This window comes from Sphingopyxis sp. H050 (genome assembly GCF_001468265.1).
Classification (GTDB): Bacteria; Pseudomonadota; Alphaproteobacteria; order Sphingomonadales; family Sphingomonadaceae; genus Sphingopyxis.
On sequence record NZ_LNRZ01000003.1, the window covers coordinates 17972 to 32248 of the forward strand.

A 14277-nucleotide genomic window follows, 5' to 3' on the forward strand; every position below is an offset into this window, starting at 1 on the left:
CATGGCCGTTACCAGCATCCAGAACCAGTATCAGTCGTTCACTCCAACGAAACTGAAGGGGCAGCAGCTCGACCAGAGCGACTTCCTGCGCCTGATGACGGCGCAGCTGTCGCAGCAGGATCCGTTCAATCCGATCGACAACCAGGAGATGGTTGCCCAGATGGCGCAGTTCTCGAGCCTGGCCGGGGTCAGCGAAACCAACACCACGCTGAAAAGCATTGCCGAACAGCTCGCGGCGCAGACCGCGCTGCTCAAGGACATCAAGGCGGCGCAGACCGCGCAGACCCCCGGCACACCGACCACCTAATCATACCGCAGGAAGGATAATCTCATGTCGTTCTATACTTCGCTTTCGGGCCTCAAGGGCGCCCAGACCGACATGTCGGTCATCTCGAACAATATCGCGAACGCCAACTCGATCGGCTTTAAGCGCAGCAAGGCGACCTTTGGCGACATCTTTGCCTCGTCGCCGACGCAGGCGACGAAGACCGTCGCCGGCCAGGGCCAGCGCCTGATCGGGATCGCCCAGCAGTTCACGCAGGGGTCCTACGAGACGAGCGAAAAGACGCTCGACCTCGCGATCGTCGGCGAAGGTTTGTTCGTCGTGAAGGGCGATCCGCCGCGCGAGCAGGTGACTTATACGCGCAACGGTGCGTTCAGCCCGACCCCCGGCGGCAATATCGTCGACTCGACGGGCCAGAAGCTGCAGCTGCTCCCCGTCGATGCGAACGGCAACGTCACCGATCGCACGCTTGCGGGCATGCAGGACTTCGTTCTGCCGACCGGCGCGCCGTCGGACCCGACCTCGTCGCTGATCAACGTTTCGATCGGCCAGGACGGCCTCGTCACCGCGACCTTCGCGAACGGCGAAGACCAGGTGCTCGGCAAGGTCGCGATGGCGACCTTCCCGGCGATGGAAGGTCTGCGTCCGATCGGCGATGCCCATTGGCAGTCCACCGGCGAAAGCGGCCAGCCGAGCATCGACGCGGCGACGAACGGCCCGATGGGGGCGATCCGCTCGGGCGCGCTCGAACGCTCGAACGTCGATATCACCGAGGAACTGGTGATGCTGATCGGCGCGCAGCGCAACTTCCAGGCGAACGCCAAGGCGATCGAGGGCGCGTCCACGCTGACCCAGACGATCATCAACATGCGCACCTGAGACTGACGATTAGCCGCCTGCCGGGAGCATCAAGATGGACCGCCTCATCTACACCAGCCTGACCGCGATGCGGGGCAGCATGGCCCGGCAGACGGCGATCGCCAACAATCTCGCCAACGCCCAGACCCCGGGCTTTCGCGCCGACATGGCCGAGGCCCAGTCGCTGTGGCTGAACGGGACCGGCTTCAACACGCGCGCTGTCGCCTCCCAAGAGGTGCTCGGTTCCGACATGAAGGCGGGCACCGTTACCGAGACGGGGCGCGACCTCGACGTCGCGATGCAGGGCGACGCCATGCTCGTCGTCCAGGCGAAGAATGGCGAGGAAGCCTATACCCGCCGCGGCGACCTGCAGCTGGCGCCGAGCGGACTGCTGACCACCGGCGACGGCAGCCCCGTTCAGGGGACGCAGGGTCCGGTGACGATCCCCCCCGCCGATTCGATCAGCATCGACAGCGAGGGCCGGATCTGGGTCGTGCCGGCCGGCGGCGATCCGCAGAGCCCGCAGGAGGTCGACCGGCTGCGCCTTGCGAGCCCCGTCGGCTCGGATGTCGTCAAGGGCCTCGACGGTCTTTTCCGCGTCAAGGGCGGCGGGATCCTTCCCGACGATCCCGAGGCGCGCCTGATCACGCGTTCGATCGAGGGATCGAACGTCGCCGCAACCACCGCGCTCGTCGACATGATCGAGGCGAGCCGCAGCTGGGACACGCAATTGAAGATGATCACCGACGCGCGCGACATGGACAGCGCGACGGCCAATCTGATGCAGCTGCCCCGTTAAGGAGAATGTAAGATGAGCTTTGGAGCCCTTCACGTCGCACGGACCGGTCTGGATGCCCAGGGCTTCCGGATGCAGGTGATCGCGAACAACCTCGCCAACGTGAACACCACCGGGTTCAAGCGCGACCGTGCGAGCTTCGAGACGCTGAGCTATCAGATGATGACGCAGCCGGGCGCACCCTCGTCGGCGGAGAACCGCTACGCGACCGGCCTCAATCTCGGCACCGGCGTCGCGCTTGCCGGCACCGCGCGCATCGACACGCAGGGAAGCTTCGCGACCACGGGCAACGGCCTTGACGTCGCGATCGACGGCGCCGGCTATTTTCAGGTCCAGATGCCCGACGGCCGTATCGGCTATACCCGCGCGGGCAATTTCGGCCGCGCTGCCGATGGCACGGTCGTGACCTCGGACGGCAAGCCGGTCCAGCCGCAGATTCAGATTCCCGAAGATTCGACCGCGGTTTCGATCGGCGCCGACGGGACCGTCTCGGCAACGACGCCTGACGGGACGATCACCGAACTTGGCCGCATCGAGATTGCGCGCTTCGCCAATCCGGCGGGGCTGCAGGCGATCGGCAACAATCTGCTCGTCGAGACGCAAGCCTCGGGCGCGCCGCAAGTCGGCGGCGCCGGCGAGGAAGGCCGCGGCTCCCTGCGGGGGGGCATGCTCGAGGGGTCGAACGTCAACGTCGTCGAGGAACTTGTCGACATGATCGAGACGCAGCGGGCTTATGAGGTCAATTCCAAGATGATCTCCGCCACCGACGAGATGATGAAAAATGCCGCGCAGACTCTCTAAGCTGGCGTGCATGGGCCTGGCCCTCGCTGCGGCTCCGGCCGCCGCGAAGGACAAGGTCGCGCCCGACGCCTTTTCGGTGTCGCTGCCCGCGCCGCCGCCGGCTCCGCCGGCGAACGGCTCGATCTTTCAGGGCGGCTATACCCCGCTCACCTCGGGCGGGCGCGCGGGGCAGGTCGGCGACATCATCACGATCCAGCTCGTCGAGCGCACCGCCGCGACCAAGAGCAATGCGGCGAACATGGGACGCGACGGCAGCATCGGGCTAACCCCGCCGGCGACCGGCCCGCTGTCGCTGTTCAACCCCAGCGACGTCGGCGCGAGCGGCACCCAGACCTTCAAGGGCAAGGGCGACGCGTCGCAATCGAACGCGCTGTCGGGCGAGGTCAGCGTGACCGTCGCCGCGGTCTATCCGAACGGCACGATGCTGGTGAAAGGCGAGAAATTGCTGACGCTCAATCGCGGCGACGAGCGCGTCCAGATTTCGGGCATCGTCCGCGCGATCGACGTCAGCCCCGACAACCGCGTCCTGTCGACCCGCGTCGCCAACGCCAACATCCGATACGTGGGCAAGGGCGAGATTGCGCGCGCCAGCAAGCAAGGCTGGCTGCAGCGCTTCTTCTCGATCATCAGCCCGTTTTAAAGAGGATATTCCAGTGACCAAGCGTCCGACCCTCATCGCCCTGATCGCGCTCTTTCTGGCGAGCTTCGTCTTCGCGTCGCCGGCGCACGCCGAGCGGATCAAGGACATGGGCCAGTTCCAAGGCCTGCGCGCCAACCAGCTGACCGGCTATGGCATCGTCGTCGGGCTTGCGGGCACGGGCGACAACAGCCTCGACTATTCGACGCTGGGGATGAAGGGCGCGGTCTCGCGCTTCGGCCTCACCCTGCCGGCAGGGGTCAATCCGGCGCTGAAGAATGCCGCGGCGGTGATGATCACCGCCGAACTGCCGCCCTTCGCCAAGCCCGGCCAGCGCCTGGACGTCACCGTCTCGGCGATCGGCAAGGCCAAGAGCTTGCGCGGCGGCACGCTCGTCCTCGCGCCGCTCTATGGCGCGGACGGACAGATTTACGCGATGGTGCAGGGCAACCTGGTCATCGGCGGTCTGGGCGTCGACGCCGCCGACGGTTCGAAGCTGACGGTCAATGTGCCGTCGAGCGGACGGATCGCCGGCGGCGCGACCGTCGAGCGCGCCGTCGATACCGGCTTCGCGACCACCGACCAGCTGACCTTCAACCTGCACCAGTTCGACGCGACCAACGCGCGCAACGTCGCCGACGCGATCAACCAGGCGATCCCCGGCACGGCGGTGATGCTCGACGGCGCCAGCATCGCGATCCGCGCTTCGGGCGGCGGCGACGACCGCATGCGCCTGATGTCCCGAATCGAGAATCTGTCGGTAATCCGCGCCGAACCGCCGGCGAAAGTCATTGTTAATGCCCGCACCGGAACGGTCGTTATTAACGGCGCGGTCCGCGTCGGCACCGCGGCGGTGTCGCAGGGCAAGCTCACCGTCTCGATCAAGGAATCGCCGACCGTCGTGCAGCCCGCGCCGTTCAGCCGCGGGGAAACCGCGGTGGAACAGTCGAGCGATATCGGTGTCGAAGAGGAATATCGGCCGATGATCATGGTGAAGCCGACCGCCTCGCTGTCCCAGCTCGTCGATGCGATCAATCGCATGGGCGTTCCTCCCGGCGACCTTGTCGCCATCCTCGAAGCGCTGAGCCAGGCCGGCGCGCTGACTGCAGAACTGGTGATCATATGACGACGCCTGTCTCTTCGATCGGATCGACGACCCCGGCCCCCGCGGCTGCAGGCGGTGGCGACGGCGGCCTGCGCAAGGCGGCCGAAGCCTTCGAGGCCGTGATCCTGCGCCAGCTAATGTCCTCAATGCGCCAGGCAAAGCTCGGCGACGACATCTTCGGATCGAGCGCCACCGACAATTTCCGCGAAATGGCCGACGCGCGCACCGCCGACAGCATCGCCGCAATGCGCCAGTTCGGCATCGCCGACATGGTCGAACGCCAGTTCCGCGGCCTCGGCAACGCGACCGGCTTCAAGGGCGGAGACGCGCAGTGAGCGACCTTCTCGGCATCGGTTACACGGGGCTGCGCGCCTATTCGAAGGCGCTGTCGACCATCGGCGACAATATCGCCAATGCGCAGACGCCGGGTTATGCACGGCGCCGGCTCGACCTCACCGAGGTCCCCGGCGGCAGCAACATGGTGCTCTATCGCGGCAGCATCACGCCCGGCGGCGTCGACATCAAGGGCGTCGTGCGCTCGGTCGACCAGTGGCTGATCGCCGATGCGCGTATCTCGTCGGGCGACAGCGAGCGCGCCGCGGCGAAGCTCGACTGGATGAACCGCGTCGAAAGCGCGCTCAGCGACGACAGCAACGGCATCAAGACCGCGCTCACCAAGCTTTACACCACCGCCGACCAGCTGACCGCCGATCCGTCGAACCCGACGCTGCGCGCGCAGTTCCTGCAGGCGGCGAGCGATATCGCTGCGGGTTTCCAGACCGCCGCCAATCGGCTGAACAGCCTGTCCGAAGGCGTGTCGGCCGCGGCGACTGCCGGGGTTTCACAGTTCAACACCAACTTGGGCGCGCTGGAACAGGTCAACCTTGGCCTGCGCAAGGCGCGCGAGGGGACCACCAACCAGGCGGCGCTGCTCGACGAACGCGACCGCCTGCTCGACCAGCTTTCGTCGCAGGCGGGGGTCAGCGCGACCTTTGACAGCCATGGCGCGGTGACGCTGCGCGCGACCGGCAGCGGCGATATGCTCGTGGGCGGCGGCGTCGTGACGCCGATCGCGATGACGACCGCAGCCGACGGACGCATCTCCTACACGCTCGGCGGCTCGCCCTTCGCGAATGCGACGGGTTCGCTCGCCGGCTATGCCGAGGCGTCGAACCATATCGCCGACCAGCGCGCCGGGCTCGACACCAAGGCATCGCAGTTCGCGGCGCAGATCAATACGGCGCATCAAGCGGGCCTCGATGCCAATGGCAATCCCGGCCAGCCGCTGTTCACGGGGACGACCGCCGCGACGCTCACCGCGACAACGCTGACCCCCGCCCAGGTCGCGGCCGCGACGTCGACGTCGACCAACGGCAATATGCTTGCCTTCGGCGCGATGCGCGGCGCGAACGATCCCGAGGCGACATGGTCGAGCCATCTCGCGACGCAGGCGCAGGCCACGGCGTCTGCGCGTGCGCAGGATGCCGCCGCAACGACGCGCGCCGACGGCGCCGCCGCCGCGCGCGACAATGTGAGCGAGGTCAATCTCGACAATGAAGCGGCCGAGCTGCTGCGTTTCCAGCAGGCCTATTCGGCGGCCGCGCGCACGATCCAGGTCGCGCGCGAGACGATGCAGACGCTGCTGAGCTCGCTCTAGGGCGGTGGAGCAATGGAGTATGAGCCATGATTAACGCCGTTGGCAATCGCATGACCCGCGAGATCGCGCGCCAGTCCAAGCTGGCCGACGCGCTCGAGCGCGTGCAGATCCAGATTTCGACCGGCAAGCGGCTCCAGCGCATGTCCGACGATCCCGCCGCCGCGCGCCGCATCGCAACGATCGGCACGGCGCAGGCCAGCATGACAACCTGGCAGGCGAACATCAAATCGGCCGAGGCGCAGGTGTCGCAGGCGAGCGGCGTGCTCAAGTCGACGAGCGACCTGCTTGCGCGCGCGCAGGAGCTGACGCTGTCGGCCTCGAACGACACGCTGAACCCGGCCGACCGCGCGACGGTCGCCGCCGAACTCAATGCGATCGCCGACGAGATCGACGGCCTGGCCGCGACCCGCGATTCGAACGGCGAATCTTTGTTCGCTTCGGGCGCCGCGCGCGTCGTCCGCTTCGATGCGGATGTCAGTTTTGCGCCGGTTCAGTCGGCGACGACCGCCTTTGTCGTCGGGGGCAATGCGCTGTCGACCAGCCTCCGCGATGCGGCGACTGCGGTCGCGACCGGCAACAAGGCCGGAATCGGCACCGCGCTTACCGGCATCAGTGCAGCGATCACGCATGTCGCCGACCAAAATGCCGCGCTCGGCCTGGCGGCCGGCCGGCTCGAGCGGATCGGCGACAGCCTTTCGTCGCGCGGCATCGAAGTCGCCGACGAGCGCAAATCGATCGAGGACACCGACCTCGAGACCGCGATCGCGCAGCTCAATGCGCAGGATCTGACCCTCGGCGCCGCGCAGGCGGCCTTCGCCAAGATCAACCGGCAGACTTTGTTCGATCTTTTGCGCTGAGCCGCTCAATTTCCCGGGCGTGCTGCCGTTAAGCATAGGGACGTCCTTATTTTCCCGGGGCTGCCGGTGTTCCGACCGGGCCCCAATGGAGTTGCCTGCGCATGTTTCCCGTAATCGGCATCGTCGTCTTGATCCTGCTGGTGTTCGGGGGATTCGCGCTTACGGGCGGCAACCTCGGCCCCGTCATGCACGCGCTGCCGCACGAAATGCTGATCATCGGCGGCGCCGCGGTCGGCTCGCTGATCATCGGCAATTCGGGCGCCGACCTGAAGGCGCTCGGCGGCGGCCTGGCAAAAGTGTTCAAGGGCCCGGCCTATAAGAAGCAGGACTATCTCGACGTCATCCTGCTCGTGTCGACCCTGATGAAGATGATGCGCACCGACGGGCCGGTCGCGGTCGAACCGCATATCGAGGATCCGAAAAGCTCGCCGCTGTTCCAGCAATATCCGAAGCTGCTCAAGGACGACACGCTGATCCACCTGATCTGCGACACGCTGCGCCTCGTCGTCGTGTCGTCGGGCACGCTCGACCCGCACGCGGTCGAGGATGTGATGGACAATGCGCTGAAGAGCCACCGCCATCACGCGATGAAGCCCGCCGACGGCCTGCAGAATCTGGCCGACGCCTTGCCCGCGCTCGGCATCGTCGCCGCGGTGCTCGGCGTCGTGAAGACGATGGGTTCGATCGACAAGCCGCCGGCGATCCTCGGCGGCATGATCGGCTCGGCGCTGGTCGGCACCTTTCTCGGCGTGCTTCTGGCCTATGGCCTCGTGGGCCCCTTTGCGACGCGCGCGAAGGCGGTGATCGAAAGCGACGCTGCCATCTATCATACGGTCAAGCAGCTGATCATCGCGTCGCTCCATGGTCATCCGCAGCCGCTGGTGATCGAGGCCGCGCGCTCGGGCGTCGACCACCACAACCAGCCGAGTTTCGCCGAAGTCTTCGATGGCATGAGGGGCCGCTAAGGTGGCTGCGCGTCCGAACCTTGTCCGCCCGATCATCATCAAGAAGATCGTCGAGGAAGGCCATGGCGGTCACCACGGCGGCGCCTGGAAGGTCGCCTATGCCGATTTCGTGACCGCGATGATGGCCTTCTTCCTGCTGATGTGGTTGCTCGGCGCGACGACCGAGAAGCAGCGCAAGGCGCTCGCCGACTATTTCGCGCCGACGCTGATCAAGACCAAGACCGACGCCGCGGGCGGATCGGGACTGTTCGGCGGCGATTCGATCGTGTCGGCAGACAAATATCCGAACCGCGCGGGCCAGACGGGCTCGCGGTCGCTGACCATCCCCAAGGATGCCGTCGGCGGGCCGAAAGAAGCGGCGGGGCGCGAACGGGAAAAAGAGAAGTTCGCGCAAGTCGCGAAGTCGATGATGGACCGCGTGATGAAGAAGGGCGACCTCAAGCGGCTCGCCCGCAACCTGCGCTTCACCGTCACGACCGAGGGTATGCGCATCGACGTTGTCGACGATGCCGATTATTCGATGTTCGTCATGGGGACCAGTCAGCTGACCCCTGCGGGCGCGAAGCTGTTCAGCGAAATCGCCAAGCCGATCGCCGAGACGCCGAACCAGGTGATGATCCGCGGGCATACCGACGCCACGCCCTGGTCGGCCAAGGCAGGCATGAACAACTGGCGCCTGTCGGTCGACCGTGCCGAGGTCGTTCGCAACTTCCTGGAGTATCGCGGAGTCGCCGGCGAGCGCTACGCCCGCATCGAAGGGGTGGCCGATCGCGAGCCCTATAACCCCGCCGACCGATTCGATCCACGCAATCGCCGCATTTCCATCACGCTCGGCTGGCGGGTCGATAACGAAAAATAGTGCCAATCTGGCAGTATTGAAAATCGTTAATGGCGCAATTCCAGCAGCATTGCTGCCAATCTGGCAATAACGCTTTGTTTTCAGTGACTTGTGTAAGTTTGGATAAGCTTTCGTTTACCATTTTCCTCAATCTCTGTGCCCATCGAAAGCGCCATGGGGGGCGTGGTGGAGACGACAATGACCGAGGTGGGGCAGAACAAGACGGACGCGTCGGCGCTGGAGGCGCTGATCATCGGGCACAGCCCGGCGGTGGTCCGCCTGCGCGAAATGATCCGGCGGGTTGCCCGCTCGAACGCTTCGGTCATGCTGTGCGGTCCCTCGGGATCGGGCAAGGAACTCGTCGCCCGCGCCATCCACGACGAAGGCGTCCGCTCGGCCAAGGCCTTCTCCGCGATCAACTGCGGCGCCATCCCCGGCGAACTCATCGAATCCGAACTCTTCGGGCATGAAAAGGGCAGTTTCACCGGCGCCCATGCCCGCCGCATCGGCCATTTCGAGGCGAGCGAGGGCGGCACGCTCTTCCTCGACGAAATCGGCGACATGCGTTTCGACATGCAGGTCAAGCTACTTCGTGTGCTCGAAGACCGGACGATCGTCCGCGTCGGCAGCAGCGACATGAAGGCGGTCGACGTCCGCGTCATATCGGCCACGCACCAGGATCTGGGCGTGGCGATCGCCGACGGCCGCTTCCGCGAAGACCTGTTTTTCCGTCTCGGCGTCGTCGTGGTCCAGGTCCCGAGCCTTGCGGATCGCGTCGAGGACATTCCTGCGCTGATCCGCCACTTCCAGCGCAAGATGCCGGCCGACGCCAAGTGCCGCTTTGACGAGGCCGCCATGGCCCTGCTCATGCGGCACCGCTGGCCCGGCAATGTCCGCGAGCTTCGCAACTTCGTGGAGCGCGCCAGCGTTCTGCAGGGTGGCGAGACGCTCGGCGCCGACGACGTCCTGATCCTCTTGAACCCCACCGCAGCGCTGGCGCCGCGTCCGGCCGGCCCGGCTACAGGGCCCGCCAGCGGCGACGATGCGGCGGCGGCGATGCCCTTCGCCAAGGCGCCGGCCCCTGGCCGCCCGATCGACCTCAAGCGCGAGATCGAGACGATCGAGCTCGAACAGATACACAATGCCCTCGACCTTGCCGACGGCATCATCTCGGAAGCCGCGCGTCTGCTGACGCTGAAGCGGACGACGCTCATCGAAAAGATGCGCAAATATGGAGTTCAGCAGCAGGCCGCCTGAAAACTACCCCACGAGTTTCGGCGCCGCTGAATCGGCACCGGTCGCATCATTCCCTCTGTCGCCTGTCCCCACTTTTGGCGGCAGCGGGGAAGCGGCCGGTGCCGAACCCTTTTTGGGGATTCGCACAGAGCGGGAAAACTTACTGGCGGATCTGGCGCCAGGCCGAGCTGACGGTGACGATCCCGCCGAGCAGTTCGTCGAGCTCGTCGGCGTTGTTGGCCGCAACCGCGTCGTCGAGCTTGCGGCGCATGCTGCGATAGACGCGCGCCAGCGCGATGGCGACATCGCCGCCATTTTCATGGTCGAGGCCGACGTCGAGGCTGATCAGGATCGAGCGTGCGCGGTGGGCGGGCTCGGTCGCGGACACGCGCTGCCCCTGGCGCACCATCGACGCGAGCACGCCCACCGCCGTCTCCAGCTCGTCATAGAGCATGGTGACGAGCTCGATCGGGTCGGACGACATCGCCCGGCTCTCGTTCTGCAATCGGCGATAATGTCCGGCGGCGCGGACGGTGGTGGCGGTGGCGGGCATGGTCGTCGGCATCAATCGTTGTTCGAGTTGGTCCACATCTTGATCTGTTGCTCAAGATAGGCCTGGGTTGCCTTGAAGGCGTTCAGCTTGACGTCGAGCGCGCTATATTGTTTCTCGAGCCGCGCCTTGTAGGCGGCTTCGCGCACCTCGACCTTTTCGAGTTCCTTCGACAGCGACGTGCCCTTGTCGGCAAGCGATTTCTCGACGCGGCCGATCGTGCCGTCGGTGGCGATCGCCTTGTCGCGGATCGCATCGAGCAGGCCCGCGATGCCCGGATCGGTGGTCGCGTTGTGCGTGCCGTCGCGCAGCGGATTGAACAGCCCCTCGACCGCGCCGGCATCGGCTGCCAGGACCGCATCGAGCTTGACCTTGTCGACGGTCAGCGTGCCGTCCTTGGCGGTCGAAATGCCGATATCGGACAGTCGGCCGATGCTGCCGTGGCTCGTCGCGACCTTGGTGACGAGGCCCTGCAGCTCGCGCTCGAGTTCGCGCAGCCCCGTCGTGACGCCCGAAAGCTTCGATGCCGCCTGCAGGCTCTTCTTCACCTGGTTATAGACGTCGACGAAGTCGCCCACCGTCTGCTTGATCAGGTCGAGCGGGCGGCTGGCGCCGAGGTCGACCGGCTGGCCGGGCGCGGCCTTCTTTAACGTCAGCGAGACGCCGGGTACGACGTCGTCGATCGTGTTCGACGCGCGGCTGAAGGCGACGCCGTCGAGCGTGAATTCGGCATTGGCGGCGCTCTGGCCGACCGACAGCCCGCCATCGGTCGCAAAGGCGCTGAGGCCCGGATCGGCGCCGCTGTCGGCGGTCAGCGTGAAGGCGTTGGCGGCGCCCGTCGCGCCCTTCAGGATGATGCGGCTGCCGCCCTGATCGGCGATGATCGAGGCGGTAACGCCCGCGCCGCTGGCGTTAATCGCGGTGGCGAGCCCTTCGAGGCTGTTGTTCGTGCTGCCGACGGTGATCGTCTTTTGGACGCCATTGACGGTCAGCGTCATCGTGCCGGTGCCGATCGCCGCGGTCTTGTCGGCGACGACGCCCGAATAGCTGCTCTGCGCGCGGGCGAGGGTGTTGACGACGATCGTCGCGGCGAATTTGTCGGCCTGCAGGCCCGCGCGGGCGGTGGCGGTGAGGACGCTTTCGTCGGACACCGTCGGCTTGCTGCGCAGCGAGCCGTCCGAAATCATCTGTTCGAGCGAGTCGGCGAAGCCGACGAGGTCCGATCGCGCCTGCGACACCGCGCTGATCCGCGCCGTGTTCGCGGTCACCAGCCCGCTGATCCGCGACACCTTGGGGTCGCGCGAGGCCGACGCCAGGTCGCTGACCAGCTTCGCGATGTCGATTCCCGACCCGGCGCCGAGCGAAGAAGCGATAGATGTGACCATGGAAAATATCCTTCGCACATCTTAACGGCCCGAATTCGCGGGCCTTAAGCGCGGTTCAGAATTAGTTTTCCGTCCGTTTTGGCTCGCCGAAACAGCGCCTAAACCTTGCGGCCCTCGGGGTCGAAACGGTGCGATGGCGGAACGTCGACCGACGGCTGGCTCTGACCTTCGGCGACCATGCGCTCAAGCTGGAATACGAACGCCAGGACGGTCGCGACCGCGACGAACAATTCCTCGGGAATCGTACGGCCGGCGCGCGCGGTGAAGTAGATGGCGCGCGCGAGCTGCGGATATTCGAGGATCGGCACCTGGGCGCCGCGGGCGAGTTCGCGGATCGACAGCGCAACCTCGCCGCGGCCGCGCGCAACCACGACCGGCGCGGCGTCCTGACCGGGGCGATAACGAAGCGCGACCGAGAAATGAGTCGGGTTGGTGAGCACGACGGTCGCATCGGACACCGCCTTGCGCGCCGAGCCGCTGAGGATTTCGCGCGCGCGCTGGCGCTGCGCCTGTTTGAGTTCGGGGGCGCCGTCGGATTGGCGCGCCTCTTCCTTCACTTCCTGCTTGCTCATCATCAGGCGGCGGTTGCGCTGATACCATTGCGCGGGCACGTCGATCAGCGCGATAATGACGAGCCCGCCCGCCATCGCGAGCATCGCATGACCGATCGCCTTGCCCGCGAGTCCGATCGCGCCTTGCAGATCGGCCTGCGCCATCGACATGATCGCAGGCAGGCTGCGGGTGACGAGCCAATAGCCGATCGTGCCGAGCAGCAGCACTTTCGCGAGCGATTTGAAAAGTTCGATCAGCCCCTGCGCGCCGAACATGCGCTTGACCCCGGCGAGCGGGCTCATTCGGTTGCCCTTGAAGGCGATCGCCTTGCCGCGCCAGCCGAGCGAGCCGAGCATCGCCGGAGCCGCGACGCTGGCGAGCAGCGCGAGCCCGAAGAGGGCGGCGAGCGGGAGCAGGATTTCGACGCCGTTGCGCATCACCGCCTCGGCGGGCGCGAAATGCGCGACATCGTCGGCGTCGAGGGTCAGCCCGCGCTTCAGCAACTCGCCGGCCGACTGGACAAGCCAGCCGCCCGCCGCGAAGAGCCAGCCGGCGCCCGCGAGCATCATCAGCGCGGTCGCCAGTTCGCGCGACATCAGCACATCGCCTTCGCGTGCCGAATCGGCCAATTTCTTGGCGGTTGGCTGTTCGGTCTTCTGGTCGCGTTCGGTGGTGCCCGCCATGGGTCAGCCCCCCGCCGCGACGGTGCGCGCCATGTCGAGCGCGTCGGACATGAAGCGCGCGAGCGCCTCGGCCATCGCCGGGGTCGCCATGCCGAGCAGCACGACGCCGGCGAGCAGCGTCGCGGGCAGGCCGACCGCAAACAGGTTCATCGCGGGCGCCGAACGGCCGATCACGCCCATGATCATCTGGACGAGGATCAGCACGAAGCCGACGGGCAGCGCGATGGTCAGGCCGGCGGCGAACATCAGGCTGCCGAAGCGCAAGATGCCTTCGATCGCGCCGAAGGAGGGAAAGGCGTTGCCCGGCGGCAGCGCGCTATAGCTGTCGACGATGATCTGGATGAGCGCCAGATGGCCGTTAGCGGCAAGGAAGATCGCGGTCGCGAGCATCGAGAGAAATTGCCCGACGACGCTGCTCGACGTGCCGCTCATCGGATCGACCATCGACGCGAAGCCGAGGCCCATCGCATTGCTGATCGCCTCGCCGGCAAGCAGCGCCGCGGCGAGCCCCATCTGGAGCACGAAGCCGATCGCGAGGCCGATCACGACCTCGCCGATGACGAACAGGAAGCCCGGGACCGAGACGATCCCTTCGGGCGGCAGCGTCATTCCCGAGGCCGCGACCGCGGGTACGCCGACCGCGAGCGCGATCACCAGCCGCAACTGGACGGGCACGTTCGCGGCGCCGAACACCGGCGCGGCGATGAACGCTGCGCCGGGCCGGATCATCCCCAGCATCCACAGCTGGAGCATCGCCTCGACATTCGGAATATCGGCGGGGTTCATCGGCGCCCAGACGGCCCTAGCGGACCAGATTCGGGATTTGCGCGTAGATGTCCTTGGTGAAGTCGGTGAGCAGCACGAGGATGCTGCTGCCGAAGATCGCAAGGCAGACCGCGGTGATGATCAGCTTGGGCACGAAGCTCAGCGTCTGTTCGTTGATCGAGGTCGCGGCCTGCACCATGCCGAGCAGCACGCCGACGATCAGAATCGGGATCAGGATCGGCGCGGAGGCGAGGGCGAGAACCCACAGCGACTGCTGCGCGACCCCGACGAAATAATCAGCTTCCATCG

Annotated in this window: 17 protein-coding genes; 12 read left to right on the top strand and 5 right to left on the bottom strand. The window is 66.3% G+C overall.

From position 1 onward, the window contains the following. Window position 1: 1 nt before the first annotated feature. From ATE67_RS06275 to ATE67_RS06330, 12 genes are all read left to right on the top strand, one after another. Window positions 2-307: a flagellar hook assembly protein FlgD gene (locus tag ATE67_RS06275; RefSeq protein ID WP_058815898.1), complete on the top strand. Its 306-nt coding sequence runs from the start codon at window positions 2-4 to the stop codon at window positions 305-307. Between the two features lie 24 nt (window positions 308-331). After that, complete coding sequence (locus tag ATE67_RS06280) at window positions 332-1162, top strand: flagellar hook-basal body complex protein (RefSeq protein WP_058815899.1); 831 nt, start codon at window positions 332-334, stop codon at window positions 1160-1162. Between the two features lie 34 nt (window positions 1163-1196). Then, complete coding sequence (locus ATE67_RS06285; RefSeq protein ID WP_058815900.1) at window positions 1197-1940, top strand: flagellar basal body rod protein FlgF; 744 nt, start codon at window positions 1197-1199, stop codon at window positions 1938-1940. 12 nt (window positions 1941-1952) lie between these two features. After that, on the top strand, window positions 1953-2738 hold the full coding sequence (gene flgG / locus ATE67_RS06290) for a flagellar basal-body rod protein FlgG (RefSeq protein ID WP_058815901.1): 786 nt from the start codon (window positions 1953-1955) through the stop codon (window positions 2736-2738). After that, a complete protein-coding gene (locus tag ATE67_RS06295) occupies window positions 2719-3378 on the top strand; it encodes a flagellar basal body L-ring protein FlgH (protein WP_058815902.1) in 660 nt (219 codons plus the stop codon). Before flgG ends, ATE67_RS06295 begins: the two co-directional genes overlap by 20 nt. A gap of 13 nt (window positions 3379-3391) precedes the next feature. After that, window positions 3392-4501 (top strand): flagellar basal body P-ring protein FlgI, encoded by a 1110-nt coding sequence (locus ATE67_RS06300; RefSeq protein WP_082660236.1) that lies wholly within the window; start codon window positions 3392-3394, stop codon window positions 4499-4501. After that, complete coding sequence (locus ATE67_RS06305; protein WP_082660237.1) at window positions 4498-4815, top strand: rod-binding protein; 318 nt, start codon at window positions 4498-4500, stop codon at window positions 4813-4815. The genes ATE67_RS06300 and ATE67_RS06305 overlap by 4 nt, the downstream gene beginning before the upstream one ends. Then, the gene (gene flgK, locus ATE67_RS06310; protein WP_058815903.1) at window positions 4812-6137 is read left to right on the top strand and encodes a flagellar hook-associated protein FlgK; all 1326 of its coding nucleotides are present in this window, start codon (window positions 4812-4814) and stop codon (window positions 6135-6137) included. Before ATE67_RS06305 ends, flgK begins: the two co-directional genes overlap by 4 nt. 26 nt (window positions 6138-6163) lie before the next feature. After that, entirely contained in the window at window positions 6164-6994 is an 831-nt protein-coding gene (locus ATE67_RS06315) for a flagellin (protein WP_058815904.1), read from the top strand. A 101-nt stretch (window positions 6995-7095) separates the two neighbouring features. After that, window positions 7096-7959 (top strand): flagellar motor stator protein MotA, encoded by an 864-nt coding sequence (motA, locus tag ATE67_RS06320; RefSeq protein WP_058815905.1) that lies wholly within the window; start codon window positions 7096-7098, stop codon window positions 7957-7959. A gap of 1 nt (window position 7960) precedes the next feature. Continuing rightward, window positions 7961-8818: a flagellar motor protein MotB gene (locus ATE67_RS06325; RefSeq protein WP_058815906.1), complete on the top strand. Its 858-nt coding sequence runs from the start codon at window positions 7961-7963 to the stop codon at window positions 8816-8818. Window positions 8819-8995: 177 nt separating this feature from the next. Next, window positions 8996-10054 carry a sigma-54 interaction domain-containing protein gene (locus ATE67_RS06330; RefSeq protein WP_058816379.1) on the top strand — a complete coding sequence of 353 codons (1059 nt, stop codon included), beginning with the start codon at window positions 8996-8998 and terminating at the stop codon, window positions 10052-10054. A gap of 139 nt (window positions 10055-10193) precedes the next feature. On the opposite strand, the gene ATE67_RS06335 is transcribed toward ATE67_RS06330, so the two are convergent. From ATE67_RS06335 to ATE67_RS06355, 5 genes are all read right to left on the bottom strand, one after another. Then, entirely contained in the window at window positions 10194-10586 is a 393-nt protein-coding gene (locus ATE67_RS06335) for a flagellar export chaperone FliS (protein WP_058816380.1), read from the bottom strand. Between the two features lie 11 nt (window positions 10587-10597). Next, window positions 10598-11968 carry a flagellar filament capping protein FliD gene (gene fliD, locus ATE67_RS06340; RefSeq protein WP_058815907.1) on the bottom strand — a complete coding sequence of 457 codons (1371 nt, stop codon included), beginning with the start codon at window positions 11966-11968 and terminating at the stop codon, window positions 10598-10600. A 98-nt stretch (window positions 11969-12066) separates the two neighbouring features. Beyond that, entirely contained in the window at window positions 12067-13203 is a 1137-nt protein-coding gene (gene flhB, locus ATE67_RS06345) for a flagellar type III secretion system protein FlhB (protein ID WP_058815908.1), read from the bottom strand. A gap of 3 nt (window positions 13204-13206) precedes the next feature. After that, window positions 13207-13989 (bottom strand): flagellar biosynthetic protein FliR, encoded by a 783-nt coding sequence (fliR, locus tag ATE67_RS06350; protein WP_058815909.1) that lies wholly within the window; start codon window positions 13987-13989, stop codon window positions 13207-13209. Window positions 13990-14005: 16 nt separating this feature from the next. Continuing rightward, on the bottom strand, window positions 14006-14275 hold the full coding sequence (locus tag ATE67_RS06355) for a flagellar biosynthetic protein FliQ (RefSeq protein ID WP_058815910.1): 270 nt from the start codon (window positions 14273-14275) through the stop codon (window positions 14006-14008). Window positions 14276-14277: the final 2 nt, after the last annotated feature.

Coding starts and splice junctions, on each gene's coding strand:
- ATE67_RS06275 (WP_058815898.1), top strand. CDS start 2: ATGGCCGTTACCAGCATCCAGAACCAGTATCAGTCGTTCACTCCAACG.
- ATE67_RS06280 (WP_058815899.1), top strand. CDS start 332: ATGTCGTTCTATACTTCGCTTTCGGGCCTCAAGGGCGCCCAGACCGAC.
- ATE67_RS06285 (WP_058815900.1), top strand. CDS start 1,197: ATGGACCGCCTCATCTACACCAGCCTGACCGCGATGCGGGGCAGCATG.
- flgG (WP_058815901.1), top strand. CDS start 1,953: ATGAGCTTTGGAGCCCTTCACGTCGCACGGACCGGTCTGGATGCCCAG.
- ATE67_RS06295 (WP_058815902.1), top strand. CDS start 2,719: ATGCCGCGCAGACTCTCTAAGCTGGCGTGCATGGGCCTGGCCCTCGCT.
- ATE67_RS06305 (WP_082660237.1), top strand. CDS start 4,498: ATGACGACGCCTGTCTCTTCGATCGGATCGACGACCCCGGCCCCCGCG.
- ATE67_RS06315 (WP_058815904.1), top strand. CDS start 6,164: ATGATTAACGCCGTTGGCAATCGCATGACCCGCGAGATCGCGCGCCAG.
- motA (WP_058815905.1), top strand. CDS start 7,096: ATGTTTCCCGTAATCGGCATCGTCGTCTTGATCCTGCTGGTGTTCGGG.
- ATE67_RS06330 (WP_058816379.1), top strand. CDS start 8,996: ATGACCGAGGTGGGGCAGAACAAGACGGACGCGTCGGCGCTGGAGGCG.
- ATE67_RS06335 (WP_058816380.1), bottom strand. CDS start 10,586: ATGCCCGCCACCGCCACCACCGTCCGCGCCGCCGGACATTATCGCCGA.
- fliD (WP_058815907.1), bottom strand. CDS start 11,968: ATGGTCACATCTATCGCTTCTTCGCTCGGCGCCGGGTCGGGAATCGAC.
- flhB (WP_058815908.1), bottom strand. CDS start 13,203: ATGGCGGGCACCACCGAACGCGACCAGAAGACCGAACAGCCAACCGCC.
- fliR (WP_058815909.1), bottom strand. CDS start 13,989: ATGAACCCCGCCGATATTCCGAATGTCGAGGCGATGCTCCAGCTGTGG.
- ATE67_RS06355 (WP_058815910.1), bottom strand. CDS start 14,275: ATGGAAGCTGATTATTTCGTCGGGGTCGCGCAGCAGTCGCTGTGGGTT.